This is a genomic window from Variovorax sp. HJSM1_2 (assembly GCF_049316285.1).
Classification (GTDB): domain Bacteria; phylum Pseudomonadota; class Gammaproteobacteria; order Burkholderiales; family Burkholderiaceae_C; genus Rhodoferax_B.
The window spans coordinates 101,765-127,477 of record NZ_JBMOXA010000004.1 but is presented as its reverse complement, the minus strand read 5'-3'; the positions used below and the strand labels follow the sequence as shown (position 1 = coordinate 127,477).

23 protein-coding genes are annotated in these 25,713 nt (G+C 62.8%); 13 read left to right on the top strand and 10 right to left on the bottom strand.

Annotation, left to right across the window (positions count from 1 at the left end):
* The first annotated feature begins 20 nt into the window (after positions 1–20).
* Both rsmD and coaD read left to right on the top strand, forming a co-directional pair.
* The gene (gene rsmD, locus ACFQ95_RS06145) at positions 21–677 is read left to right on the top strand and encodes a 16S rRNA (guanine(966)-N(2))-methyltransferase RsmD (RefSeq protein ID WP_422829955.1); all 657 of its coding nucleotides are present in this window, start codon (positions 21–23) and stop codon (positions 675–677) included.
* A 39-nt stretch (positions 678–716) separates the two neighbouring features.
* Complete coding sequence (gene coaD, locus ACFQ95_RS06140) at positions 717–1,226, top strand: pantetheine-phosphate adenylyltransferase (protein ID WP_422829954.1); 510 nt, start codon at positions 717–719, stop codon at positions 1,224–1,226.
* A 532-nt stretch (positions 1,227–1,758) separates the two neighbouring features.
* Here the strand turns inward: coaD and ACFQ95_RS06135 are convergent.
* The 5 genes from ACFQ95_RS06135 to ACFQ95_RS06115 all read right to left on the bottom strand — a co-directional run bounded on the left by ACFQ95_RS06135 (position 1,759) and on the right by ACFQ95_RS06115 (position 7,786).
* Positions 1,759–2,754: a Bug family tripartite tricarboxylate transporter substrate binding protein gene (locus ACFQ95_RS06135; RefSeq protein WP_422829953.1), complete on the bottom strand. Its 996-nt coding sequence runs from the start codon at positions 2,752–2,754 to the stop codon at positions 1,759–1,761.
* 32 nt (positions 2,755–2,786) lie between these two features.
* Positions 2,787–3,512 (bottom strand): class II aldolase/adducin family protein, encoded by a 726-nt coding sequence (locus ACFQ95_RS06130; protein ID WP_422829952.1) that lies wholly within the window; start codon positions 3,510–3,512, stop codon positions 2,787–2,789.
* 143 nt (positions 3,513–3,655) lie between these two features.
* Positions 3,656–4,588, bottom strand: a complete 933-nt coding sequence (locus ACFQ95_RS06125; RefSeq protein ID WP_422829951.1) for a LysR family transcriptional regulator — start codon at positions 4,586–4,588, stop codon at positions 3,656–3,658.
* Between the two features lie 88 nt (positions 4,589–4,676).
* A complete protein-coding gene (locus ACFQ95_RS06120; protein WP_422829950.1) occupies positions 4,677–5,657 on the bottom strand; it encodes a complex I NDUFA9 subunit family protein in 981 nt (326 codons plus the stop codon).
* Between the two features lie 128 nt (positions 5,658–5,785).
* Positions 5,786–7,786, bottom strand: coding sequence for a transglycosylase SLT domain-containing protein (locus tag ACFQ95_RS06115; RefSeq protein ID WP_422829949.1), 2,001 nt, complete (start codon positions 7,784–7,786; stop codon positions 5,786–5,788).
* A 10-nt stretch (positions 7,787–7,796) separates the two neighbouring features.
* On the opposite strand from ACFQ95_RS06115, the gene ACFQ95_RS06110 reads away from it, so the two are divergent.
* Together ACFQ95_RS06110 and ACFQ95_RS06105 are read left to right on the top strand one after the other, a co-directional pair.
* Positions 7,797–8,396: a 5-formyltetrahydrofolate cyclo-ligase gene (locus ACFQ95_RS06110; protein WP_422829948.1), complete on the top strand. Its 600-nt coding sequence runs from the start codon at positions 7,797–7,799 to the stop codon at positions 8,394–8,396.
* A gap of 40 nt (positions 8,397–8,436) precedes the next feature.
* The gene (locus tag ACFQ95_RS06105) at positions 8,437–9,483 is read left to right on the top strand and encodes an endonuclease/exonuclease/phosphatase family protein (protein ID WP_422829947.1); all 1,047 of its coding nucleotides are present in this window, start codon (positions 8,437–8,439) and stop codon (positions 9,481–9,483) included.
* Positions 9,484–9,498: 15 nt separating this feature from the next.
* Here the strand turns inward: ACFQ95_RS06105 and ACFQ95_RS06100 are convergent, their stop codons facing one another.
* Positions 9,499–10,485, bottom strand: a complete 987-nt coding sequence (locus ACFQ95_RS06100) for a LysR substrate-binding domain-containing protein (RefSeq protein WP_422829946.1) — start codon at positions 10,483–10,485, stop codon at positions 9,499–9,501.
* A 148-nt stretch (positions 10,486–10,633) separates the two neighbouring features.
* Between ACFQ95_RS06100 and ACFQ95_RS06095 the strand changes: the two genes are divergently transcribed.
* The 3 genes from ACFQ95_RS06095 to ACFQ95_RS06085 all read left to right on the top strand — a co-directional run bounded on the left by ACFQ95_RS06095 (position 10,634) and on the right by ACFQ95_RS06085 (position 13,614).
* Entirely contained in the window at positions 10,634–11,140 is a 507-nt protein-coding gene (locus tag ACFQ95_RS06095; RefSeq protein ID WP_422829945.1) for a DUF2917 domain-containing protein, read from the top strand.
* A 171-nt stretch (positions 11,141–11,311) separates the two neighbouring features.
* Entirely contained in the window at positions 11,312–11,683 is a 372-nt protein-coding gene (locus ACFQ95_RS06090; protein ID WP_422829944.1) for a gamma-glutamylcyclotransferase family protein, read from the top strand.
* A gap of 119 nt (positions 11,684–11,802) precedes the next feature.
* Positions 11,803–13,614 carry an ABC transporter ATP-binding protein/permease gene (locus ACFQ95_RS06085; protein WP_422829943.1) on the top strand — a complete coding sequence of 604 codons (1,812 nt, stop codon included), beginning with the start codon at positions 11,803–11,805 and terminating at the stop codon, positions 13,612–13,614.
* Between the two features lie 100 nt (positions 13,615–13,714).
* Here the strand turns inward: ACFQ95_RS06085 and ACFQ95_RS06080 are convergent, their stop codons facing one another.
* The 3 genes from ACFQ95_RS06080 to ACFQ95_RS06070 all read right to left on the bottom strand — a co-directional run bounded on the left by ACFQ95_RS06080 (position 13,715) and on the right by ACFQ95_RS06070 (position 17,401).
* Positions 13,715–14,401, bottom strand: a complete 687-nt coding sequence (locus ACFQ95_RS06080; RefSeq protein ID WP_422829942.1) for a hypothetical protein — start codon at positions 14,399–14,401, stop codon at positions 13,715–13,717.
* A gap of 164 nt (positions 14,402–14,565) precedes the next feature.
* A complete protein-coding gene (locus ACFQ95_RS06075) occupies positions 14,566–15,036 on the bottom strand; it encodes a DUF1854 domain-containing protein (RefSeq protein ID WP_422829941.1) in 471 nt (156 codons plus the stop codon).
* 43 nt (positions 15,037–15,079) lie between these two features.
* Positions 15,080–17,401 carry an ABC transporter ATP-binding protein gene (locus tag ACFQ95_RS06070; RefSeq protein ID WP_422829940.1) on the bottom strand — a complete coding sequence of 774 codons (2,322 nt, stop codon included), beginning with the start codon at positions 17,399–17,401 and terminating at the stop codon, positions 15,080–15,082.
* Positions 17,402–17,618: 217 nt separating this feature from the next.
* Between ACFQ95_RS06070 and cphA (ACFQ95_RS06065) the strand changes: the two genes are divergently transcribed.
* From cphA (ACFQ95_RS06065) to ACFQ95_RS06040, 6 genes are all read left to right on the top strand, one after another.
* A complete protein-coding gene (cphA, locus tag ACFQ95_RS06065; protein WP_422829939.1) occupies positions 17,619–19,832 on the top strand; it encodes a cyanophycin synthetase in 2,214 nt (737 codons plus the stop codon).
* 33 nt (positions 19,833–19,865) lie between these two features.
* Entirely contained in the window at positions 19,866–22,433 is a 2,568-nt protein-coding gene (gene cphA / locus ACFQ95_RS06060) for a cyanophycin synthetase (protein WP_422829938.1), read from the top strand.
* A gap of 110 nt (positions 22,434–22,543) precedes the next feature.
* Positions 22,544–23,308: a septum site-determining protein MinC gene (minC, locus tag ACFQ95_RS06055; RefSeq protein WP_422829937.1), complete on the top strand. Its 765-nt coding sequence runs from the start codon at positions 22,544–22,546 to the stop codon at positions 23,306–23,308.
* Positions 23,309–23,338: 30 nt separating this feature from the next.
* On the top strand, positions 23,339–24,154 hold the full coding sequence (minD, locus tag ACFQ95_RS06050) for a septum site-determining protein MinD (protein WP_422829936.1): 816 nt from the start codon (positions 23,339–23,341) through the stop codon (positions 24,152–24,154).
* 3 nt (positions 24,155–24,157) lie between these two features.
* Entirely contained in the window at positions 24,158–24,439 is a 282-nt protein-coding gene (minE, locus tag ACFQ95_RS06045) for a cell division topological specificity factor MinE (protein WP_422829935.1), read from the top strand.
* Positions 24,440–24,466: 27 nt separating this feature from the next.
* Complete coding sequence (locus ACFQ95_RS06040; protein ID WP_422829934.1) at positions 24,467–24,934, top strand: CreA family protein; 468 nt, start codon at positions 24,467–24,469, stop codon at positions 24,932–24,934.
* Here ACFQ95_RS06040 and ACFQ95_RS06035 read toward each other — a convergent pair.
* Complete coding sequence (locus ACFQ95_RS06035; RefSeq protein WP_422829933.1) at positions 24,927–25,697, bottom strand: class I SAM-dependent methyltransferase; 771 nt, start codon at positions 25,695–25,697, stop codon at positions 24,927–24,929. The two genes, ACFQ95_RS06040 and ACFQ95_RS06035, sit on opposite strands and share 8 nt — an antisense overlap.
* Between the last annotated feature and the right edge of the window lie 16 nt (positions 25,698–25,713).

The following is a 25,713-nucleotide window of genomic DNA, read 5'->3' as shown; positions in this document are numbered from 1 at the left end:
GTCTCCGTTAAGCTCGGCGCATGAGCAAATCTTCTTCACGCGCCGCAGCGGCCCCTGGCAAAACCGGCGCCGCGGCCAAAAAGCCCGCCAACAAACTCGCAACCAAACGCCCCGGCGTCACGCCGCCGGGCGAGATTCGTATCATCGGTGGCCAGTGGAAACGCACCAAGCTGCCCGTGGCCAACCGCCCCGGCCTGCGCCCCACGCCCGACCGTGTGCGCGAAACCCTGTTCAACTGGCTGGGCCAGGACCTCACCGGCTGGCGCTGTGTGGATGCCTTTGCCGGCACCGGCGCCTTGGGTTTTGAGGCCGCCTCGCGCGGTGCCGCCGAGGTGTTGATGGTCGAGCAAGAGGGCGCGCTGGTGACGCAGTTGCAAACCCTGCAAGCCAAGCTAGAAGCCACGACGGTGCAGGTGCGCCGCGGCGATGGTGTGGCGGCTCTGCGCCAGTTGGCGCCGGCCAGCATGGACCTGGTGCTGCTCGACCCGCCGTTTGACGCGCCGCTGTACGAGACCGCCTTGCGCGCCGCGGCTGCCGCTCTCAAGGCCGATGGTTTTGTCTACCTTGAAGCTTCGGTGCCGTGGACGGAAGAGGCCCTGGCTGCCGTAGGCCTGGTGTTACGCCGCCACATGAAGGCCGGTGTGGTGCAAGCGCACCTGTTGCAACGCGTGGCATGATCGCGCCCAATTCCGAACTTCAGTAGAGAAAACCAAGCCATGGACAAGCAACCTGTCATCGCCGTCTACCCCGGCACGTTCGATCCCATTACCCTGGGGCATGAAGACGTGGTGCGGCGCGCCACGCAGTTGTTCGACCAGGTGATCATCGCCGTGGCGGCGGGCCACCACAAGAAGACCATGTTCAACCTGCACGAGCGTCTTGAGATGGTGCGCGAGGCGGTGGCGCCTTATCCACACGTCACGGTGGAAAGCTTCTCCGGCCTGATGCGCGATTTTGTGGTGGCGCGCGGCGCCAAAGCCATGGTGCGCGGCCTGCGCGCGGTGACCGACTTCGATTACGAGTTTCAGCTGGCGGGCATGAACCGCTCGTTGATGCCCAATGTGGAGACGGTGTTTTTGACACCCAGCGACAAATACCAGTTCATCTCCAGCACCTTTGTGCGTGAGATTGCGACGCTGGGTGGTGAGGTGGGCAAGTTTGTGTCGCCTGCGGTGTCGAATCGGCTGGTGGAGAAGGTGCGCAGTTTGGGGCGCGATCCTGCTTGAGAGGGCTTGTTGATTGACGCTGCTGGCCGGGAGTCGCCCGGCGGCGAGTCACTTTCTCTTGCTTCGCCAAGAGAAAGTAACCAAAGAGAAGGCGACCCGAAGTCTGGGGCCCTGCGGGCAACCTGTGCCGGCTGGCGCCGGCGGGGAGCTGGCGCAACTCGCTGCGCTCAAACATGCTCCAGCTCTGATCCCACCGGCGCCACCCATCCCAGGCCCAGCCACACGGGGTGAAACCCAACGGGCCTTTGCTGCGCTCGGCCCGCGATGCGCAGCGAGCAGGGCGGTATTGGTGTCCCCCTCCCCTCTAGCTGCGCCTGCGCTGGGGGTTTTAGGCGGGATCAGTTCCGGGCATGTCTGAGCGCAGCGAGTTGCGCGGAACCCCGCCTAAAACCCCCAGCGCAGGTCGCCCGTAGCGCAGCGAAGGGTCGCAGATAGTGGGGTCGCCTTTTCTTGCTGACTTCTTTTGGCGAAGCAAAAGAAGTCAGTCGCCCGCCGGGGCGAGACCCGGCCGACAGCGCAAATGAAGCTCCCCTCACTCAGGCTTGATGTTGGCGCTCTTCGCCACCTGCTTGAACTTCACCGTATCTGCCTGAATCAGCTTGGCCAGCTCGGGCGCCGAGCCCTTGGTGATCTCGACGCCGGCCAGCGTCAGGTTGTTCTGCACCGCCGGATCGGCCAGCACCTTTTCCACATCGGTGGCGATCTTCTTCACGACGGCGGGTGGCAGGTTGCCTGGCCCCATCAGCGCGAACCAGTTGCCCAGGTCGAACGGTTTGTAGCCTTGTTCTTCAAATGTCGGGGTGTCGGGCAGCAGGCTGTAGCGGCGTGGGGTGGTCACGCCCAGCACCTTGAGCTTGCCACTTTTGACATGTGGCACGACCAGGTTGGCGCTCACCACCGCCAGCGGGATTTGTCCGCCCAACACGTCGGTCACGGCGGGCGAGCAGCCTTTGTAGCCCGCATGTGCGGCGGTGATGCCGGTTTTTTCTTTCAGCAACTCCATGGCGAAGTGGTGTGGCGAGCCTATGCCGCACGAGCCGTAGGCCAGCGTATCGGGCTTGGCCTTGGACAGTGCCAGCAACTCTTTGATGTTGTTGACCTGCAGGCTGGGATGGGCGACCAAGGCCAAGGGCGTCACGCCCAGCAGCATGATGGGCGTGAGGTCTTTCTCGGCGTCGTAAGGCAGTTTGCCGTTGACCGCGAGGTTGGTGATCATGGTGTTGTTCTGCAGCACCAGGGTGTAGCCGTCGGCCGGCGCGCGTGCCACTTCCAGGCTGCCGATGTTGCCGGCCGCACCGGCCTTGTTGTCGACCACCACGCCCTGGCCCCAGATGGTTTGCAGGCTGGCGCCGATTTGCCGCGCCAGGATGTCAGAGCCGCCGCCGGTGGCGTAGGGCACGACGATGCGTACTGCGCGTGTGGGGTAGGTGTCGCCCTGTGCTGACGCGTGGTCTACGGTGAAGAACACCGAGGCCAGCGCTGCGATGCCGGTGATGGCTTTGCAGACGGTTGATTTCAAAGATGGCATTGCATAGTCTCCTGGTGGTTTTAATGAATTCTTTATTCGTCAACGTCGGTGGCGCCCAGGCGCTGTACCCACAGCGCCCATGAGCGTGGGATCTGGGTGTCGTTGGCTTCTGAAGCCAGGCGTGCTTCGGTCTGGTTCAGGAACTGGGCCTCGCCCAATCCGCTGGCCGCGAGTTGCAGCCGGGCGTTGATCTCGGTGTAGATCGCGCGGTAAATGGCTTGCGGCAATGAATCGCCAACGACCGTGGAACCATGACCGCGCATCAGCACACAGCTCTGCGCACCGAGCGCGCTGGCCAGTGAGCGGCCCAGCGTGCTATTGCGTATCAGCATGTCGGTGTCACCGGCTTCGTCGCGGATGTCGAAATGGGCCGAGCCACTGCCCAGGAAACCCGACATATGGAACAGCGGGCGCAAGGCCGTGTGTGTGCAGGCGAACGGAATCACGTTGGGCGAGTGGGAATGCACCACCGCCTGCACATCCGGGCGCGAGCGGTAGATTTCGGCGTGGATGAAGCGTTCCAGATAAGGGCGTGGACCCTCTGTGTCGACCGGTGAACCATCCTGCCGGTAGCAGTAGATGTCGCGACGCCGTACCAGGCCCGGCGCACGGTTGGCCGACAGCAAAAACAGTTCGGGATGTTCGGGATGGCGCACACTGGCGTGGCCCATGGCGTCGACCACGCCCTGGTCGTAGAGGATGCGGTTGGCCAGGGCCAGGTCGCGCGTCAGCGCTTCGGGTAATAAATCTTGCGGCATCGGGACCGTTGTCTCTTGAAAAAGTGCCGCGCGGGATAGCAGTTTCGGCAAGCGCTATTGGAGCTTTGCAGGGGGGCCTGCGTCCAATACTTTTTAGGCGAGGGCTGCGCAAAGCTTTTCTTTGCGCAGGCGGCCGAAAGGGATCAGTGGGGCACGTGCAGCGGGTGCACCTGGGCCCCGAGTTGCGCGGCAAATGCGGCCAGCGCTTTGCGGATGATGGCCACCAACTGGTCTTCGTGGCGCAGCGCGGCGCGCCGTTGCGGCGCGACGAGGTAGAGCGTGCGGCGCAGAGTGGGTTCGACGATGGGACGCACCTGCAGCAGGCCTTGCTGCTCTTCCTGGATCACCGAGGCGTAGGGCATGATGCTGGTGGCCTCGCCGCGCAGGATCAGGCTTTTGAACGCGGCGATGGAGCGCACCTCGTAGGCCAGCGTCATCTCCAGGCCGTTTTCGTGCACCGCGCGCTCTACCAGTTCACGCACCACGTCGCGGCGTTCGGCCAGCACCAGGCGCTCTTCCAATGCCTCAGAAAGCGTGATCGGTTGGCCGGCCAGCGGCCCGGGCAGGGTGACCAGCACCAGGTCTTCCTGCTGCAGTGGTATGCGGGTGAGCTGGGGCACATCGGGCGCTTCGTAGGCCAGCGCCAGATCGAGCGCATCGCGCGCCAGCAGCTCGACCAACACATGGCTCATTTCCTCGGCCACGCTCAAGAAAACCTGGGGCAGTTGTTCGCGGGTTTGCACTGCGATCTCGGGGCCCAGGGCCAGCATCAGGCTGGGCGTCATGCCCAGGCGGATCATGGTGGCGGCGGCGTGCGGATCGAGTGCGGCGACATCGCGGCGTGTGTCTTCCACCAGTTGCAGAATGGCTTGCGCGCGGGCGTAGAGCAGTTGCCCGGCGGGGGTGGCCTCTACGCCACGCGAATGGCGCAGCAGCAGCGGCACGCCGACGCTCTCTTCCAACTGGCGCACCTGCTTGCCCAATGCGGGCTGCGCCACCAATAGGTCGGCCGCGGCGCGGGTCATGTTGCCGGTTTCAACGATCTTGACGAAGTATTTGAGCTGCCTGAGGTTCATGGCGCGAAGCGGTTGTGCAGCCGCCGATGATAGTGGTGCGCCCACGCGGGTTTCCACCCGTGTGCCTTCGGTGTCGGGAGAAAAAGTCCTAGAAGCGATGTTTGTGCGGGCGGCTGCGAATGGCCGTGGCGGGGTCCACCGGGCGCAGGTAGGTGGGGGCGATGGCGCTGAGCGCACTGGGGTTAATGCCCAGCGCTTGCAGGCCGGGGAACACACCGCTGGCCACACTGGGTAGCAGCATCGAATCCAGGTTGTCGCGGCTGAGCAGCGTGGGACCGGGCGCCCATTCGGCCAGCAAGGCCTGCAGCCGTGCCAGCACGGGCGGCATGTTGATCACCGGATGGCCGCGGCCGCCGCGCACACCGCTGAGCCGGCCAGCCAGTTGCACCAGTTCGGTCAAGGTGTAGCGCTCCGGGCCACAGGCTTCGTAGATCTCGCCCATGCTTTGCGCTTGCTGCAGTGCGTTCACCAGGGCCTGGGCCACGTCTTCCACCCACACGGGTTCAAACACCGCTTTGCCGCCGGCCAGGGGCAGGGCGGCGGGGTAAGCGTGTTGCAGCCGGGCGAACAGGTTGAGGAACTTGTCGTCGGCGCCGAAGATGACGCTGGGGCGCAGCACGGTCAGGTCAATGGCGCCAAACTGTGCCGCCGCGTGCAGCAGAGATTCACCATGCGCTTTGCTGCGCAGGTAGCGCGAAGGCGCCATGTCGGGCTGCTGGTTGGGCACGCTCAGGGCGCTGACGTGCAACACGCGCCGCACACCTGCGGCGGCGCAGGCTTGCAGCAGGCGACGCGGTAGTTCCACATGCACTTTGGCAAAAGATGCTTCACTGCCGTGTAATTGCGCTACCAGATTGACCACGGCGTCCTGGCCTTGCAGCAGTCGTGCGAGTGTGGCCTTGTCGTGGATGTCGGCTTGCAGCAGATTCAGCCGCGGTTGCATCGCAAGCGCCTTATGGCTTTCAATGCGACGCGTGGGCACGGTGACCTGCCATGGCAGCAGGGCCAGTTTGGCGCACAAGTGGCGGCCGACAAAACCGCTGCCGCCCAGAATGAGGATGCGGTGCATGGAATCATTTTGCGCCGCTTGCCGGCAAACCGGAAGAGGGTGTTCCATAAAAGCCAAAAGCGCAGAACCTGACGTTCAGGCGCTTTGGGGTTGCCTGGCTTGCTCCTTAAATGGGAGCTGACTGCTATTTATGGCAGGTCTTTGTAGGGCTCGGGTTGGCGTGTGTCGCGTGGCCCCACCATGCCCAGGCGCTGCTTCAGCGACTGTGGCTGGCCGGTCAGCAAGGCGGCGTAGTTGGTGGTGTTGGAGAGCACCAGCTTGACGTAGTTGCGCGTCTCGGTGAAGGGCACGTTTTCGGCCCAGATGGCGGCTTCCAGCACCGGGCCGTTGCGCCAGTTGCGCGGCCGTCCGGGGCCTGCGTTGTAGGCCGCCGCGGCCAGCGCCATGGAACCGTCGAAGTCATCCAGCACCAGCTTCAGATAACCGGTGCCTATGGCGATGTTGGTGTCGCGTTCATTGAGTTGCGAGACGCTGAAGTCGGACAGGCCTATCTTCTTCGCGGTCCAGCGCGCGGTGGCGGGCATGACCTGCATCAGGCCAGAGGCGCCCACGCCGGAGCGTGCGTCCATGATGAAACGCGACTCCTGGCGGATCAGCCCGTAGACGTAGGCCGGGTCCAGGCCGATTTCATCGGTGCGCTTGACCACGGCCTGACGGTGCGGCGTGGGAAAACGCTGCTCGAAATCGATGAACGACTTGGTGCGGTCGCTGGTGTTGATGCAGCGGTCCCAGAGCTGGTTTTGGCAGGCCAGGTCGGCCGCCGCCAGCAACTCGCGGTCGCTCAGGCCGCCACGGTCGTGCAGGTTGGTGGCGTAGTTCCACTCGCGCACACCTTCGCTGCGCAGGCCGAGCTGAATCGCGTAGAGCGCACGCTGAAAGCTGGGGTTGGCGCGGGCCGCGGCCTTCTCTTCTTCCGTGGGCGGCTGTGGGCGTGGTGGCACGGTGATCTTCTGGCCGATTTCTTCCAGCGCCAGTTGTTCGTAGAAGCCGCGCACACTGGCAATGCTTTGGAACAACTGTTGGGGCTCCACGCGGTCGAGATCAGACTTGGCCTGGGCTTGCAGCGCACGCGCTTTCCAATACACCCAGGCCGGGTCTTTCTGGGTCTCGGCACTCATGCCGGCAATGGCGCTGGTCACCTGTTTCCACTGGCCGGTGCGCAGCGCAGCGCGCACTTTCCAGACCAGTTGTTCGTCGGTCAGGTCGCTGTCTTTGGTGACGCGGGCGTAGTATTCGCTGGCGTTGGGCTGCAGCTTTTGCGCGGCCTGGCGGCCAATCACGCCCCAGACCCAGTTGCGCTCTTCGGCGTTGAGTTGGATGTTCCACTTGGATTCCATCAGCACGGCGGCGTTGTCCGGGTCACCCACGGCCAGCTTGGTCAGGCCCAGCACAATAATCTCGCGCCGGGTGTTGGAGATGGCCAGTGTTTTGCCGAGCAGGAACTTGGTGGGTTTGTCGTTGAGTTCGTTGAGCAGGGGCAGGGATTCGGGCGACACCACGGCCACCACCTTGGCCGCCGAGCGTGGCCGATTGGCCTCGGTGGCCAGGCGCGCTTTGCGCCAGAAATCGTCGGCCTTTAATTTGCGATCGAGCAGCAACTGGCTGGCGGCTTCGGTGCAGCCGTCCTCGGCGTCGCGCTGGGCAAACCAGGTGTTGCGTATTTCGTCCACCATACTGGGGCCTATGGCATTCGGGCCGCGGCTGATCTCTTCTATCAGCGCGGCATAACAACGCAGCTCGCGGTCGTCGCGCATACGGTAGCGCGTGTATTCGTCGGCGAAGCTCACCCAGTCGCGGCGTTGGCCGAGCAGCAGCAGCCAATCGTTGCGCAAGCGGTCTTCCTGGTAGGTGTTGGGGTAGCGCCGCGTAAAAGCCTGCATGTCGGCGGTGGTGAAACTGTCCAGTCTCAGCCGTGCTTCCCAATACGCTGCCCAGGGCTCGAGTGGGTGGCCTTGGGTGCCGGGCAGCAGGGCGGTGAGGCGTTTGCTGTCGCGGCCCTTGTAGGCTTGGGCCATGTCGAGAATGGTCTGGTCGCCGGCTTGTCCGGTCTGGACCTGAGCCTGGGCGGGGAGGGCTTGCGCCAAGCCTAGGGCCAGCGCAATTGATGTCAGAATGGCTTGAACTTGCATGTTGGGGATTATGGACAACTCTGAAGACCACAAGGCACAAGACCGCAAGGCTTTGCGTGAGGCGCTGGTAGCGCAACGCTTGGACCTGCCGGACCGCCTACAACGCGCTGATTTGTTACAACGGGTGATGCGTATCTGGCTGGTTGGGCGCACCGACGAAGTCATTGGCGCCTATTGGCCGATCAAGGGCGAATTCGACCCCTTGCCCGCATTACATCGCTGGAAAGAGGATGGCGAGTTGCTCGAAGGCCCCAAGCTCAAGCGTATAGGCCTGCCGGTGGTCGACAAAACCACCAAGACCCTGACCTTCCATGCCTGGTACCCCGGCTGCCCGATGGAAGAAGATGCTTATGGCATTCCCAAACCCAAAGACACCGAAGTGGTGGTACCCACCTTGTTGTTTGTGCCTTGTGTGGGTTATGCCGCGGGCGGCTACAGGCTGGGTTACGGTGGTGGCTTTTACGACCGCACCTTGGCCGCGTTGCAACCCAGGCCTTTTACCGTGGGACTGGGTTACACACAGGGTTATCTGGAAGACTTTGAGCCCGCTGCCCACGACATGCCGCTGGACGCCATCTTGAACGACAACGGAGTGGTCTGGCCGGTGTGAACTGGGTGCCCTTTGTGATTTTTGTTTGCGGGCGCTGATGATGCAAAGCACACCCTCCAATTATTCGACCCTGTTCGTTGCCACCTGCAACGTCTTGAATCTGGCCCGTGCGGGCCGGATGTATTACCCCAACCACGACAGCTACAGCGACCGCGAATACGAGCGCAAGATCGCTTGGCTGGGTGAGCGTTTTCGCAGCCTGAATGCCGATGTGCTGGCCGTGCAAGAGGTGTGGGATGAGTCCGCCCTGCGTGACGCCATTGCCGCCAGTGGTCTGCGTTATGACACCGTGGCCGTGCCCGGCGCAGAAGACACGCCCCCGGCCATAGGCGCCCAAGGCACACCACGTGTGGGCATCATCACGCGGCTGGAGGTCGAAGCGCTGCAGTCGTTTGAAGCGTTTGCTGCGCATATCCAGGTGGACGTGCCGCAGATCGGTGTACATACACGTTTCGAGCGTCCGCCGCTGCTGGCCACTTTGCGCATGAAACACGGTCAGACGGTGAACGTGCTGACCGCGCATCTCAAGTCCAAGCGGCCGAAGTTTTTGCTCGATGCCCAGGGCAAGTCGCTGGAGGACCGCGACGACCCCAAGGTGGCCGCACACGCCGCCCTGCGCTCGTTGATCATGCGTGGCGCCGAGGCCACGGCCTTGCGCTGCATCGTGATTGACCTGCTCCAAGGCAGCCAGGTGCCGCTGGTGGTGATGGGCGACTTCAACGACGCACCACACAGCGTGACCACACAGTTGGTGGCGGCCACATCGGAAGCGCTGTACGACCGCGCGGCGCGTGACGTGGCGCTGTACAACGCTTATGAAGAACAGGGTGAGTCGGCACTGAAGAAGGACGTGGCGTATTCCCACATCTACCAGGGCACACCCGAGGTTCTGGACCAGGTGCTGGTGAGTGAAGAGTTCATTCGCGGCAGCCGCCGCCAGCTGGGTGACGTGCGGCGTGTCGACTACTTCAACGACCACCTGCACGAGGGCCGCGATGGCACCCGTTCCGACCACGGTTTTGTGCGTGCGCTGCTGCGTTTGCGCGACCCGGAAGTAGCGCCGCAGTTGGCGCCGGTGGTGCCGTAGTCGCCTTGAATCCAGTCAGTCGAGGTTGTCCACCGTATCCGGGTCAGGCACTTCGCCAACTGCCGCCCGGGTGGCCGCCGCCTGTACCTGCAGCCACTGGCAAAACGCCTTGATTTCCGGGCGGTTGGCATTGCGCTCGCCCACCACCAGCCAGTAGGCCATGGGCGAGTCCATGCGCAGGTGCGGCAGCACTTCGATCAAGTCGCCGTTGGCCAGGCTGTCGGCCACCAGCGGCATGCGGGCCAAGGCCACGCCTTGCCCAGTGAGCGCCGCCTGGGCGATCTGTTGAGCGTAGTTGAAGTACATCCAGCGTTTGGGTTCCAGCTTGCCCAAACCCTGGGTTTCAAACCAGCGGTGCCAACTGAGCCATTCCAGGTGCACGGCGCGGTGGGCATCACCGGCCTCGATCAGGGCAAAGTTGGCCAGGTCTTCGGCGCGTGTCAGGCTTTTGCCGGTTTTCAGTAGCCAGGGGCTGGCCACCACGGTCAATTGCTCGCCAAAAAGGCGGATGGCGCCGCGTGGCGCCACATTGGGCTTGGCGTAGCGCAGGGCCAGGTCCACATCGGCGGTTTCCAGGTCGACCATGGTGTCGGTGGCGTCGATGCGGATGTCTATGTCCGGGTACTCGGTCTGGAACGCCTCCAGCCGCGAGATCAGCCACATCGAGGCAAACGACGCCCAGGTGGTGACGGCCACGCTTTTGCGCCCGGCGGTGCGCCGAATCAGGCGCACCGTGCTGTCGAGCTGCTCCAGCGACGATTGCGCGGTGCGCATCAATTGCGCGCCCGCACTGGTGAGATCGACCGCACGTGTGTGGCGCAGCAGCAGCGCCACGCCGACTTCGTCTTCCAGCGCCTGGATTTGCCGGCTCACCGCTGATTGGGTCAGCGACAGCTCTTCTGCCGCTGCCCGGAAGTTGAGATGCCGCGCCACGGCGAGAAAGGTGCGCAGATGGCCTACGGCAATTGGACGGGTACGCAAATGGGCGGTGCTGGTGGCCATGGACGTGGTTTTATGGGCAGGTGGGCGTATGACAGAAAGTGGCCAATTATTGCATTTATGGAATCAATGCCGGGCCTCGATTTCATTGGACCAAAGGGGGGTGGGCGACGATCATTCATTCCCGTAAACACACTTTCTGGAGCCCATCATGGAGGCGCAAACCCAACTCGAATCGCAACAATCCCTGCCCGTCACGGCGCTGGCAGGCTGCTGGAAACTGGACGCGGGCCGTGCCACCACGTTGCAGCCGCAACAAGCAGGCGTGTTTCGAGTGGCGCACGGCGCGGTGTGGATCACCTTCAACGATCCCCGTGCCGCTGTGGGGGCTGGCAACGGTTTGGGCGACCACATTTTGTACGCGGGTGAACAGATCAAGCTGCCTGCGGGCCAAAAGGCCGTGGTGGAACCTTGGGCCCTGAACGGTGCAAGCCAAGCCGCTGCGTATTTCAGCTGGACACCGGAATGGGCCGCCGCACGGAGCTCGGACCGAAGCCCTGGCCTGGTGGCTGCGTCCGCTCAAGGCAGCGTGGCGCAACCTATGCGCGACCTGGGTGTGGCGCTGGGTCTGGCGGCGGGTGCTCTAGGCCGCTTGGCCATGGCCTTGGTGGGCGCGCGCAGCCCAGGGCGCGCAACACCTGCCGTGGTGCGGATCTAAGCCAAGGGCCAGGCTAAAGAATTCATGCTCTAAGAACTTGTTCTCAAGCTGAATACTCCGAAAACAATAGCTGGCCACGCAAGCACAAATTGCGTTAAAGGCCAGTTTGGTTCATGATTTTTAACGCGGACGAATTTGACTTCGTTCGCGTTTTTTTATGGAGTGAAGACCATGGACTCATCCCGAGCCGATACCTCGGAGCGTTTGTTCTCGTATGGCACGCTGCAACTGGAAGCGGTGCAGCGCCAAACCTTCGGCCGCAAGCTCGAAGGCGCGGCGGACCAACTGGTGGGCTACGGCCAAACGATGCTGCAGATCACCGATCCCGCGGTGTTGGCCACCAGTGGCAAAAGCCATCACCCCATGGTCGCCTCTACCGGCAACCCGGCCGATCGGGTGGACGGCACGGTGTTTGCCATCACCCACGCCGAGCTGATGCATGCCGATGCCTATGAGGTGGCCGACTACCGCCGCGACAGTGTGCTGCTGGCCTCGGGTGTGCGCGCCTGGGTGTATGTGGACGCGCGCTCGCCCGCGTCCTGAGGCGGGCTTGTTGGATCGTCGACGTGTTCTTAGGCCAGTCTTAAACAGCACGCTGCAGGCAAGCCGCAGGGCTGCGGCCGGGCTACGATGCGGGCATTCGTTACAAAACCAAAGCCCACATGTCCATCACCTCGCGCATGGCTTCCCGTATTGCCTCGGGCAAAGAACAGTTGGCCAAAGTCTGGGCGCTCTCCGCGCCGTATTTCAGATCCGAGGACAAATGGCGCGCCAGGCTGCTGTTGGCCGCCATCGTGGCGCTCAACCTGGGCGGTGTGTACTTGGCGGTGCTGTTCAATGACTGGAACCGCGTGTTCTACGACGCGCTGCAGAACAAGGACCAGCCTGTGTTCTGGGAGCAACTGGGCCGCTTCAGCTACCTGGCCTTCGGCTCCATCATTCTGGCGGTCTACAAGTTTTACCTGACCCAGCTGCTGTCGATGCGCTGGCGCGCATGGATGACCAAAACCTATCTGCAGCGCTGGCTGGCACATGGCGCCTTTTACCGGCTGGAGTTGGCACGTTTTACGCCGCATGCCGACGGTGTGAGCGTGGTGCCGGACAACCCGGACCAGCGTATCCAGGAAGACTTGAACCAGTTCACCAGCGACACCATAGGCCTGAGCATGGGGCTGCTGAACGCGCTGATCACGCTGGTGAGCTTCGTCGGGATTTTGTGGGGCCTGTCGGGCATGTTTGCCTTCCATTACGGCGGTCGCGAATATGACGTGCCGGGCTTTATGGTCTGGCTGGCGGTGTTGTATTGCCTGGCGGGCAGCGTCATCACCCACTACATTGGCCGCCCGCAAATTGCGCTGAACTTTCAACAGCAACGTGTCGAGGCCGACTTCCGGCATCACATGGTGCGGGTGCGTGAATACAGCGAAGCCATTGCGCTGGACAAGGGCGAAGCGGTGGAGCGCCAGCAACTGGACGGTCGGTTTGCCAGCGTGTTGCGCAACTACCTGCTGCTGATCAAGGCGCAAAAACGGCTGATCTGGTTCAGCAGCTTTTTTGGCCAGGCGGCCATCATCTTCCCGTTTCTGGTGGCCGCGCCACGCTTCTTCAGCGGTGCCATACAACTCGGTGAACTGGTACAAATTTCATCGGCCTTCGGCAAAGTGCAAGACTCGCTGAGCTGGTTTGTCGACAACTACAGCAGCCTGGCGAGCTGGCGCGCCACGGTTAATCGTTTGACCAGTTTTGAAGAGAGCATTCAGGCACAAGAGCGCTTCCAGGCTGCGGAAGCTGCTGCAAAATCAGGAGCCCGTATGGGTGGTGCCGCGGCGCCTGCCAACGAACTCCACACCCAAGGTTTGCAGGTCAGCCTGCCCAACGGCACACCGCTGCTGAGCAATCTGGCCCTGGTGGCCAAGCCGGGCGACAGCATTTTGTTCAAGGGCCCATCGGGCAGCGGCAAATCCACCTTGTTCCGTGCGCTGGCGGGTATCTGGCCGTTTGCCAAAGGGCGGGTGGACCTGCCGGCCAACAGCATGTTTATGCCGCAGCGGCCATATTTTCCCGATGGCAGCCTGCGCGACGCTTTGGCCTACCCGCACCCCGCTGCCGACTTCAGTGATGCCGATTTGCGCCAGGCGCTTCACGCTGCGCTGCTGCCGCAACTGGTCGACTGGCTGGACGAAAGCAACGCCTGGGGGCAAAAGTTGTCGGGTGGCGAGGCGCAGCGCTTGGCCGTGGCGCGGGTGTTGTTGAAAAAGCCGCAGTGGATTTTTGCCGACGAAGCCACCAGTGCCCTCGACGAGCCCGCCGAACGGCAGATTTATGAACGCCTGCGGGCCCAGGCCCTGCAATCGGGTGGCGCCCTGGTCTCGATTGCCCATCGCCCGGGTGTCGCCGACTACCATGCCAGCCGTTGGGAACTCCATCCTGCGGTGGCGGGCCAAGACGCCAGGTTTGCACTGCAGCCGAGCTGAGCTTGCACAAAAGCGCAAAAAAAATGGCACTGCTTGCGCGGTGCCATCTGAACGAAAAAGCCCGCATGGCTACATCACCAGATGCGGGTGGAGGATTGGCTTAGGTGCTGGAGCTAGAGCTGACGTCGTTGACCTTTTTCGCCGATGGGTCGTTGTAGGTCAACGGGCCTTCGGAGAGTTTGTTCGGGTTCAGCGTTTTATTGGTTTCGCCGTCCACCACGTCAATCGCCTGGCCTGCGGCACGCCACAACGATTGCAGGAACTCCAGCAGCTTTTTGGAGATAGGCTCTTTTGGCGGCTCTGGCGGTTTTTCTTCTTCGGCCTTGACCTTGGTGGTCCAGTCCTTGTTAGGCTGGTCGGTGGCGCTGGAGGGCTGCTCCGGACCAGGCAGCTTGCCGGTATCGACCAGGCGCGCCGATTCGGTGGCGGTTTCCGGCTGTTGGGTGGCTTTGGTGTTGTTCACCGCGCCCACGCTGCCCACCACATTGTTCGTGGCTGGCGCCGGATCGGCCGACGGTTTTCCATTCGCGGCAGCAATTGTGTAGTCGACCCCAGGCTTGGCCGTGAGGGCCAATTGCGCGGCCTTCTCCTGTTTGACGATTTCGTCAAACGCGGATGAGATTTCTATCTTCACCGAAGGCTCCACGGGTGTGGGCGCCACCTCTTGCAAGGCTTTGGTTTCGGTGGGCGAGGCACGTGGCGGCGTGGCCGTATCGGTGCTGGCCGACGGCAAGTCGGCACCGTTAGGCGACCAGCTGCTTGCTCGATCTATCGGGGTGACTTGCATATGACGTTCCAGACTTACTGATATCCCCAGACCAATTCCGAGGCTTCGTACTGTTTGTAACGGCAAATTTACAGAGGAATTTAGGCCTGTTTTGAAAATTTATTGAAAATTTTCGGGCCGGAGCCCGAAGTTTCAAGATCGGCCCGGCAACAAGCTGGTTTTAATTACAGGAAACGTTCCAGCAAGCGGCGTGACGTGCGGTCCAGGGCTGGCATATTCCGGATGCTGAAATGAACACCCTGGCCGCCGGTGATCAGCAGCGCCCCTTGGCCTAGACGACGGATGTCTTCTTCGGACTTCAGCACAAATTCGGTCTCACCTCTGTCGGTCTCCACCAGCCAGATGCTGGGTGTGGAAAAGGTGGATACCTTCTTCACGCGCCGGATTTCCGGCACAAACTCGCGTTCCGCAAACTCTTGCTCCAGCAGCACACGCTGCGCCGCCGGAATGTCGGCCAGGTGCGCAATCCAGGCCAGTTCGTGCCCGTCTTCGCCCACCAGCGAAATGCCTTCGTTGGGGGCGGCAATCGGAAAGGCACGCACGGGAACAATGCCTTCATGCCGGTGGCCTTGGTCGGAAATGAAGACCAGGCGGCCAAAGGCATCGCGCTCTAGTTGAAAGTCAATCTGCGACATGTGTGTCTCTGGTGGCGTTTTTCTGGGCGTTCATGGCGGCCGCTCAAGGCGTGCCGGCCGGGTGGGCCGCGTGGCTGGGCGCGGGCAGGGGCGAGGCCGCGTCGCTGTCGATGTCGCCGTCCACGCGCCGGGCCTGGGCCTCGTACAGCCGCCAGTAGGCGCCTTGTTGGGCCATGAGTTCATCGTGCGGCCCGACTTCCACCACGTGGCCACGGTCCATCACCACCAGCCGGTCGGCTTTGCGCAAGGTCGACAAGCGGTGTGCAATGGCAATTGTGGTACGGCCTTGCACCAGGTTGTCGAGTGCCTTCTGTATCTCTTTTTCGGTCTCGGTGTCGACCGAAGAGGTGGCTTCGTCCAGGATCAGGATGCGCGGGTCTATCAGCAGGGCGCGGGCGATGGAGATGCGCTGGCGCTCGCCGCCCGACAAACCTTGTCCACGTTCACCCACCAAGGAGTCGTAGCCCTGTGGCAGCCGCAAGATGAATTCATGCGCGTGTGCGGCGCGTGCGGCGGCGACAATTTCCTGGCGTGTGGCCTCGGGTTTGCCGTAGGCGATGTTTTCCGCAATCGTGCCAAAGAACAAAAACGGCTCCTGCAGCACCAGACCGATGTTGCGCCGGTAGTCGGCAACGGCGATGCGCCGGATGTCGGTGCCGTCCACCTGAATGGAGCCATCGGTTACGTCGTAAAAGCGGCAAATCAGGTTGACCAGCGTGCTTTTGCCCGAGCCGCTGTGGCCGACCAGGCCAATCATTTCACCAGGGCGTATGCTCAGGTTCAGGTCGCGAATGACCGAGCGGTTGCCGTAACGGAAACCTATGCTCTTCATGTCGATCTGGCCGCGCAGGCTGCCGGGGGTGTTGCCGCCACCCAGCGGCACCGGGTTGACCGGATCCGGCACGTTGGAGACGTGGTCCAGAATGTCAAAAATGCGTTTGGCTCCGGCCGCGGCTTTCTGCGTGACCGAGACGATGCGGCTCATCGAATCCAGCCGGGTGTAGAAGCGCCCGATATAGGCGATGAAAGCCGTGAGCACACCCACCGTGATCTGTTGTCTGGACACCAGCCAGATGCCAAACGCCCAGACCACCAGGAGGCCGATTTCGGTCAGCAGCGAGACGGTAGGAGTGAACAGCGACCAGATCTTGTTCAGCCGGTCGTTGACTTCCAGGTTGTGCCGGTTGGCATCGCGAAAACGTTGGGTTTCGCGGCGCTCCTGCGCAAACGCCTTGACCACGCGAATGCCGGGAATGGTGTCGGCCAGCACATTGGTCACCTGTGACCACACGCGGTCGATTTTCTCGAAACCGGTGCGCAGCCGGTCACGCACGGTGTGGATCATCCAGGCAATAAAGGGCAGGGGCAACAAGGTGACCAGGGCCAGCCAGGGGTTGATGGAGAACAGGATGATCGCCGTCATGGTGATCATCAGCACGTCGGTGGCGAAATCAAGTGCATGCAAGGACAGAAAGACGCTGATGCGGTCGGTCTCGGAACCAATGCGCGCCATCAGGTCGCCCGTGCGTTTGGCACCGAAGTAGTCGAGCGACAACGTCAGCAGATGCTCAAACGTGGCGGTGCGCAGGTCGGCACCAATGCGCTCGGACGCCAGCGACAACATATAGGTGCGTGCCCAGTTCAGTCCCCAGCCGGCGATCGCCGCCAGCAGCAGGCCGCCCAGGTACAGCATCACCAGCCGCGGTTCTATGCTTTGCCCGTTCTGGAATGGGATGAGGATGTCATCCATCAGCGGGATGGTGAGGTAGGGCGGCACCATCGCGGCAGCGGTGGACAGCAGTGTCAACACAAAACCGGCGATCAGCTGTTGGCGGTAGGGGTGGGCAAAGCGCCACAGGCGCAGCAGCACCCAGGTGGACGGTGGTGTATGCACGTCGGTGCCGCATACGCTGCAGTCTTCACTTTCGGGTGGCAGCGGTGCGTGGCAAGTTGGGCATACCGTGAGTTCTTCGGTTGCGGCCGGCGCCTGGCCCAGGGTGGTGATGCGCAACTCGAACTGCTTGAGCAGGCGCAGCGCCTGAGGGTCCACACTCAAGGTGTAGCGCCACTTGGCCAATTGCTTTTGTGTGTCATGTAATGCCAGCGTGCCCACACCCGCGTAGTCGGTGTGCAGCAACTGCAGCTCGGGCGACAGAGGCCAGGCTTGCCAGGTGTCATTGTTCTGCCGGGCCAGCAGGCGCCGGTCGGTCAGCACCAGCCAGCCATGCTGAAAGCGAAGTTGCGGGTCCAGGTCAACCGCGAGGCTGGCGAGAACGTTCTCGTCTGCGGCTAGATGTCCTTGCAGCGCTTGCTGCACGGAACTTGGACTGCCACTGGAGAGGTCTACTGAATGTTGATGCTGCATATTTTTTTGAAGCTCCGCGATGACTTTTCTGGCTGCGGTCGGTGCGCGGGGACTGTGGATTCTGCCCGAACGGTTGATGCGGCCGCTTAGTTGACCGCCGAAAGTTGTGGCGTTGACGCGGAGACAACATCTTGCTGCATCGCCCCCCGAATCCCGAGCGCACAATAGACAATATCTACCGGCATTTAGTCAGCCTCCCGAAATTCGACCAAGACCTATGAGCCCCAAGGACGACATTCAACTCTTGCGCATCAACTACCTGCGCGGCCCCAACATCTGGACCTACCGTCCCACCCTGGAAGTCTGGCTGGACCTGGGGGACTTGGAGGACTTTCCGTCCAACCTCATTCCGGGCTTGGCCGATAGGCTGTTGAGCTTGCTGCCGGCGCTGGAGGAGCACCATTGCGGTGTGGGTGAACGTGGCGGCTTTTTGCAGCGCCTGCGTGAAGGCACCTGGGCCGGCCACGTGCTGGAGCATGTGGTCATCGAATTGCTGAACCTGGCCGGCATGCCCACGGGTTTTGGGCAAACGCGCAGCACCTCCCAACACGGTGTGTACCGCATGGTGTTCCGCGCACGCGACGAACAGGTGGCACGCGCGGCCTTGGCCGAAGGCCACCGCCTGCTCACCGCCGCCATCCGCAACCAGCCGTTTGATGTGTCTGAGTCCGTGACCCGCGTGCGCGAGCAGGTCGACGACTGCTACCTCGGCCCCAGCACCGCTTGTATCGTGGCCGCGGCCACCGACCGCGGTATCCCGCACATCCGCCTGAACGGCGGCAACCTGGTACAGATTGGCCATGGCGCGCAGCAGCGCCGCATCTGGACGGCCGAGACCGAATTCACCAGCGCCATTGCCGAAGGCATTGCGCGCGACAAAGACCTCACCAAGTCGCTGCTGCAATCCTGCGGCGTGCCCGTGCCGGAAGGCCAGCCGGTCGATTCACCCGAAGCCGCCTGGGAGGCCGCGCAAGACATAGGCCTGCCCGTGGTGGTGAAACCTTCTGACGGCAACCATGGCCGTGGTGTGTCGCTGGAACTCAGCCGCAGAGAAGATGTCGAGGCGGCCTTCCACGTGGCCGAGCCCGAAGGCAGCGAGGTGATGGTGGAGCGCTTCATCCGTGGCCACGAACACCGCGTACTCGTGGTGGGTGGCCAGGTGGTGGCGGCGGCGCGCGGCGAAATGATTACCGTGACCGGCGACGGCACACAAACGGTGGCGCAGCTCATCGACAGCCAGCTCAACTCCGACCCACGCCGTGGCGCTGAAGAAGAGTTCCCGCTGGACGTGATCGTGCTCGACACCGACCCCAAGCTGCAACTCGAACTGCAAAGGCAAAACCTCAAGGGTGATTCGGTGCCAGCGTCTGGCCGCGTGGTCATCATCCAGCGCAACGGCAACCTGGGCGTGGACTGCACCGATCAGGTCCATCCCGAAGTGGCCTACATCGCCGTGCTGGCCGCGCGTGTGGTGGGGCTGGACATTGCCGGTATCGACATGGTGTGTGAAGACATCGGCAAGCCACTGCAAGCGCAGGGCGGGGCGATTGTGGAAGTCAACGCAGGCCCCGGTTTGCTGATGCACCTGAAGCCCGCCGTGGGTTCCCCGCGCCCCGTGGGCAAAGCCATCATCGACCATTTGTTTGCCGAAGAAGAAACCGGACGGATTCCGCTGGTCGGCGTGGCCGGTACCCAAGGCACCGAAATCACCGCGCGTCTGGCCGCCTGGTTGATCCACTTGAGTGGCAAACGTGTGGGCCTGGCTTGCCGTGACGGCCTGTTCCTCGACAGCCGCCGCGTCGATGCGGCGCCCAGTGCAAGCTGGGAGCCGGCGCACCGGTTGCTGATCAACCGCTCGATGCAGGCCGCCGTGATCGAAACCGGTGCCGAGGGCATCTTGCGCGACGGCTTGGCTTACGACCGCTGCATGGTCGGTGTAGTCACCGATTTTGATGGTTGTGAAACCCTGGCCGAGTTTGACATCACCGAGCGGGAACAACTCAAGAAGGTGATGCGTACCCAGATCGATGTGGTGCTCGCCGAAGGTGTGGGTGTGCTGAATGGTGACATCGCCGAGGTCGCCGAACTGGCGCCTTTGTGTGATGGCCAGGTCATCTTCTATGCACGCAACCTTGAGGCGCCCGCTGTGGTGGCGCACCGCGCAGCCCAGGGGCGCGCGGTCTTGGTCAATGCCAAGGGCCAAGTGGTGTTGGCCACGGGCACGGCTGAAGTACTGCTCACCAGCATAGACCGCCTGACGCAGCAGCACGACAAGGCGGGCAGCGCTGGCGACAACCTTACTTCGCCCATCTTGGCGGCTGTAGCGGCCGCCTGGGCCCTGGATATTTCGCCCGATTTGATCGCCGCCGGCCTGAAGACATTCGAACTTGAGTTGCCGGCCACGCGTAGCGCTGCCGTAGCCGCTGCATAAATAACCGCCAGAACCAACACTAGAGCCCGACTCATGGAAGTATCCCGAATCCGAGCCCTGCGCGGCCCCAACCTCTGGAGCCGGCACACGGCCATTGAGGCCATCGTCACCTGCTCCGAAGCCGAGCGAGCGATCGAAAACCTGCCAGGTTTTGAAGCGGCCCTGCGCGCCTTGTTCCCCGCTGTAGGCCCGCTGATGGCCGACCGCGAGCACGGCCCGGTGTCGCTGGCGCGGGTGCTGGAAAGCGCCACGCTGGCCTTGCAGGCCCAAGCCGGTTGCCCGGTGACCTTCAGCCGCACGGCCACCACGGTGGAACCCGGTGTCTACCAGGTTGTGGTGGAGTACAGCGAAGAAGATGTGGGCCGCCTGGCGCTGCAAACCGCGCTCAACCTGATCGACGCCGCCAGCAACCGCACGGCGTTTGACCTGGCCGCCGCCATTCACCAACTGCGCGACACCGACGAAGACGTGCGCCTGGGCCCCAGCACGGGCGCCATTGTGGACGCCGCTGTGGCGCGTGGCATTCCGTACCGCCGCCTGACGCAGGGCAGCATGGTGCAGTTTGGCTGGGGCTCGCGCCAACGCCGTATCCAGGCGGCCGAGGTGGACGCAACCAGCGCGGTGTCCGAATCCATTGCCCAGGACAAAGACCTGACGAAAAAGCTGTTGCACGCCGCTGGTGTGCCAGTGCCGTTTGGCCAGCCTGTGGCCAGTGTGGACGAAGCCTGGGCCGTGGCCAACAAGATTGGCATGCCCGTGGTGGTCAAGCCGCAGGACGGCAACCAGGGCAAGGGTGTGACGGTCAACATCAACGACCGTGACCACATGGAGGTGGCCTACCGGGCTGCGGCCGAGTATGGCGAGGTGATGGTGGAGAAGTTCCTTCCGGGCAGCGACTTCCGCATTCTGGTGGTCGGCTCGCGCATGATCGCCGCCGCGCGCCGCGACCCGCCGCAGGTGCTGGGCGACGGTGTACATACCGTGCGTGAGTTGGTGGACATCGTCAACTCCGACCCACGCCGTGGTGATGGCCACGCCACCTCGCTCACCAAAATTCGCTTTGACGACATCGCCGTGGCGCGCTTGGCGCTGCAGGGCCTGAAGCCCGAGTCGGTGCCTGAAAAAGGCCACCGCATCGTGCTGCGCAACAACGCCAACCTCAGCACCGGCGGCACCGCCACCGATGTGACCGACGACGTGCACCCCGACATCGCTGCCCAGGCCGTGGCGGCGGCGCAAATGGTCGGCCTGCACATCTGCGGCGTGGATCTGGTGTGTGAAAGCATGCTGCGCCCGCTGGAAGAGCAGCACGGCGGCATTGTCGAAGTCAACGCCGCGCCGGGCTTGCGCATGCACATCTCGCCCTCGTTCGGCAAAGGCCGCAATGTTGGTGACGCCATCGTCAGCCACCTGTATGGACCCGACGAGGATGGCCGTATCCCCGTGGTGGCCGTGACCGGCACCAACGGCAAAACCACCACCTCGCGTTTGATCGCCCACCTGTTCGCCAGCAGCGGCCTGCGTGTCGGCATGACCAACACCGATGGTGTGTACGTGCAAGGCCGGCAAATCGACAGCGGCGACTGCAGCGGCCCCAAGAGCGCGCGCAACGTGTTGTTGAACCCGCAGGTGGATGCGGCCGTGTTTGAAACCGCGCGTGGCGGCCTGCTGCGTGAAGGCCTAGGTTTTGACCGCTGCCAGGTGGCGGTGGTCACCAACATCGGCCAGGGCGACCACCTGGGGCTGAACTTCATCACCACCGTGGAAGACCTGGCGGTGCTGAAGCGCGTGATTGTGCAGAACGTGGCGCCTACCGGCTACGCGGTGCTGAATGCGGTAGACCCCATCGTCGCGGCCATGGCCACCTCGTGCCCAGGCCAGGTGATCTACTTTGCCGCCGACAGGCACCATCCGGTGATGGCCACGCACCGCGCGCAAGGTCGCCGTACGGTGTATGTGGATGGCGACGCCATCATTGCCGCCGAAGGCGCTTGGCGCGAAAAGGTTTTGCTGCGCGACATTCCAATCACACGCAACGGCAGCATCTCCTTCCAGGTCGAAAACGCCATGGCCGCGGTAGCCGCCGCCTGGGGTGCCGGCCTGAACTGGGACACCGTGCGCGGCGGCATGAACAGCTTTGCCAACGACGCCGACAACGCCCCCGGCCGCTTCAATGTGATGGACTTCCGCGGTGCCACCATCATTGCCGACTATGGCCACAACCCGGACGCCATGCGTGCCTTGGTTTCCGCTGTGGACGCCATGCCCGGCCAACGCCGCTCGGTGGTGATCTCGGGTGCCGGTGACCGGCGCGATGAGGACATCCGCGAGCAAACGGTGATTCTGGGTGCTGCGTTTGACGACGTGATCCTGTTCCAGGACGCCTGCCAGCGTGGCCGCGCCGATGGCGAAGTGCTGGCGCTGTTGCGCGAAGGCCTGGCTGGTGCCAAGCGCACCCAGAAAGTGGAAGAGATCTACGGCGAGTTTGTCGCCATTGACCACGCGCTGGACCAACTGCAACCGGGCGATTTGTGCCTGGTTTTGGTTGACCAGGTAGAAGAGGCGCTGGCGCACTTGGCGCGCCGTGTGGCCGAGGCCTGATGGCATTTGTGTAAGCCCGGGACCAAAACGCCCGGGGTGTCGCTTGCTGCGCCAAGTAGAATCCGCCATTTGTGCGTCATTCGCGCGTTTTTTTGGCAAACCATCCCTCCATGTCTGCAGTACCCGCCGGATCGTCCAGAGCCAGTTTCGACCTTAAAAGTGCGACCTTGCCCCTGATCGCGGTGCTGCTCAAAACCGCTGATCTGAAGGCGCTGGCAGCGGCCTTGGCCGAGCGCTTTGGCGACACCCCCGATTTCTTTGACCAGGACCCGGTCCTCGTCAACCTGGCGCAGTTGCCTGAAGACGCTGGCGCCATAGACTTCAAAGCCCTGAACAAGCTGCTGCGTCAGTACCGCATGCAACCCGTGGCGGTGCATGGCGGCTCCGAAGCCCAGCGCGCGGCAGCTGTGGCCGCCGGTCTGGTGGAAGCGCCCGATGTGGCGCAAGCCCCGGCGCAGCAAGTGGCGGCCGAGCCTGTAGCAGCATTACCGGTGGCCGCGCCCGAGCCGGTGGCCGAAGTCAAACCTGTGGCTGCTGCGGCCGCCGTGCCCACCCTGGTGATAGACAAACCTCTGCGCTCCGGCCAGCAGGTCTACGCGCGTGGCGCCGACTTGGTGGTGCTGGCGGCCGTGAACGCCGGGGCTGAAGTGTTGGCCGACGGTAACATCCATGTTTATGGCCCGTTGCGTGGTCGCGCCATTGCGGGCGTGCGCGGCAATGCCAGTGCCCGAATCTTCAGTACCTGCCTGGAGGCCGAGTTGATCTCGATCGCCGGCACCTACCGTACCTCTGAAGTGCCGCTGCCCGCCGATGTGCTGGGCAAGCCGGCGCAGGTGCGTATGGTGGACGACAAGCTGCTGATGGAACCTCTCTAAATTTTTTGAAACTGAAAGACCTGTAAGACCATGGCCAAAATCATCGTGGTGACCTCCGGCAAGGGTGGCGTAGGCAAGACCACCACCAGCGCCAGCTTCGCATCGGGGCTGGCCTTGCGCGGTTTCAAGACAGCCGTCATCGACTTCGACGTGGGCCTGCGCAACCTTGACCTGATCATGGGTTGTGAGCGCCGCGTGGTGTACGACCTGATCAATGTGATCCACAACGAGGCCAACCTCAACCAGGCGCTGATCAAGGACAAACAGTGTGAAAACCTGTTTGTATTGGCCGCTTCGCAAACGCGCGACAAAGACGCGCTGACGCAGGACGGCGTGGAGCGGGTATTGAACGACCTGGCCGGCATGGGCTTCGAGTACATCGTCTGCGACTCGCCCGCGGGCATTGAAACCGGTGCCTTGATGGCCATGCACTTCGCTGATGAAGCCCTGGTGGTCACCAACCCCGAAGTCTCTTCGGTGCGCGACTCGGACCGCATTCTGGGCATGCTTGGTTCCAAGACCAAACGTGCGATGGAAGGCGCCGAGCCGATCAAGGAACACCTGGTGATCACGCGTTACAACCCGGTGCGTGTTGAAGACGGGCAGATGCTGTCGTTGGACGATATCCAAGATATTCTGCGCATCCCGCTCATGGGCGTGATCCCGGAGTCCGAGTCGGTGCTGCAGGCATCGAATCAGGGCGTGCCTGCCATCCATTTGCAGGGCTCGGACGTGTCCGAAGCCTACAAAGATGTGGTGGACCGCTTCTTGGGCGAAGACAAACCCATGCGTTTTGTGGATGCCGTGAAGCCCGGCTTTCTGAAACGTTTGTTTGGCGGGAGGTAAGCCATGTCCTTCTTGTCTTTTCTGCTCGGAGAAAAGAAGAAAACCGCGACGGTTGCGAAAGAGCGCCTGCAGATCATTCTGGCGCACGAACGCAATGGCCGCGACAACAGCCGTCCCGACTACCTGCCCGCGCTGCAACGCGAGCTGGTGGCGGTGATTTCAAAATACGTGTCGATCAATGCCGAAGACATCAAGGTGCATCTGGAACGCCAGGACAATCTTGAAGTGCTGGAAGTGAAGATCGAATTGCCTGAACTGCAACGCCCGGTGAAACGCCCGGCGTAAATGGCCTGGCCTGAAAGAGAGAACATCATGAAAAAAATCGCTTTGCTGGTGTCTCTCTGTTTGGCCGCTGCCGTTGCGCAGGCCCAGCAGGTCGGTGCAGTCGATACCGCTTTCCAGTGGATAGGCCCGGACCACAAAATCGTCGTCGAGGCCTATGACGACCCCAAGGTCGAGGGCGTGACCTGCTACGTCTCGCGCGCCAAAACCGGTGGCATCTCCGGTGGACTGGGGCTGGCCGAAGACAAGGCCGAGGCCTCCATCGCCTGCCGCCAGGTCGGCCCCATCAGCATTCCCCAGCCCTTGAAGGTGCAGGAAGAAGTGTTCAACGAACGCCTGTCCGTGTTGTTCAAGAAGCTGCGCATCGTGCGCATGGTCGACAAGAAACGCAACACGCTGGTCTACATGACCTATTCCGACAAGCTGGTTGATGGCTCGCCGCAAAATGCGGTCACCGCCGTGGCGGTGGACCGGGCGACGGTGATCCCCGTCAGATAAGCGATCGCGCGGGTTTTGTCCCCACCAGTACCGGCTGGAAGAACACACCGTCGAGCCGCTGCACATTTTCAAATCCTGCCTGCGCCATCAGTTCACACAGGCGTGTGGTCGAGATGGCGTAGTAGCGTGAGCGCATCACATGGGTTTGCGCCTGGCCGCTGGCCAGATCGTCTTCGATCACGTAGAACGACAGGTCGTAGTGGTCGCCCTGGCCACCCTGGTCGAAGTCCCACACCTGGAACAACACGTGGCGTTTGCCGTCTTGCACACGCGCGCCATAGGGTTTGACGATGTTGCTGCCACGCGCCTCCTGCGCATAGTCGCGCACACTGAGCACGCAGCCGCCGCCTGGACGCAGGCAAGCCCAGAACTGTTGAAACGCCAGCAGCAGGTCGTCGTCGGTCAGCAGGTGGGGGACAGAGTTGTCGCAGGACAGCACCAGGTCGAAGCCGGTGCCGTGCACGCTGTGGGCGGCGCGCATGTCGGCCACGCTGAAGTTGACGGCCAGACCACGTTGCTGGGCCTCACGCCGTGCGCGCTCGATCTCGCGCGGCGACAGGTCCGAGGCGGTGAGCGCATAGCCGCGTTGCGCCAATCCCAAGGTCTGGGTGCCAATGCCGCAGGAGACGTCGAGCACGCTGTGGTGCGCCGGCCATTGGCTGCGGATGATCTGGTCGAGCTGCTCGCCTTGCAGTTGCACGCTGTGTTGCCAGTTTGGATAGATCAGGTGGTAGAGCGGCGTCAGTGCGTCGTAGAAATCCATGGCCAAGCGTCAAAAC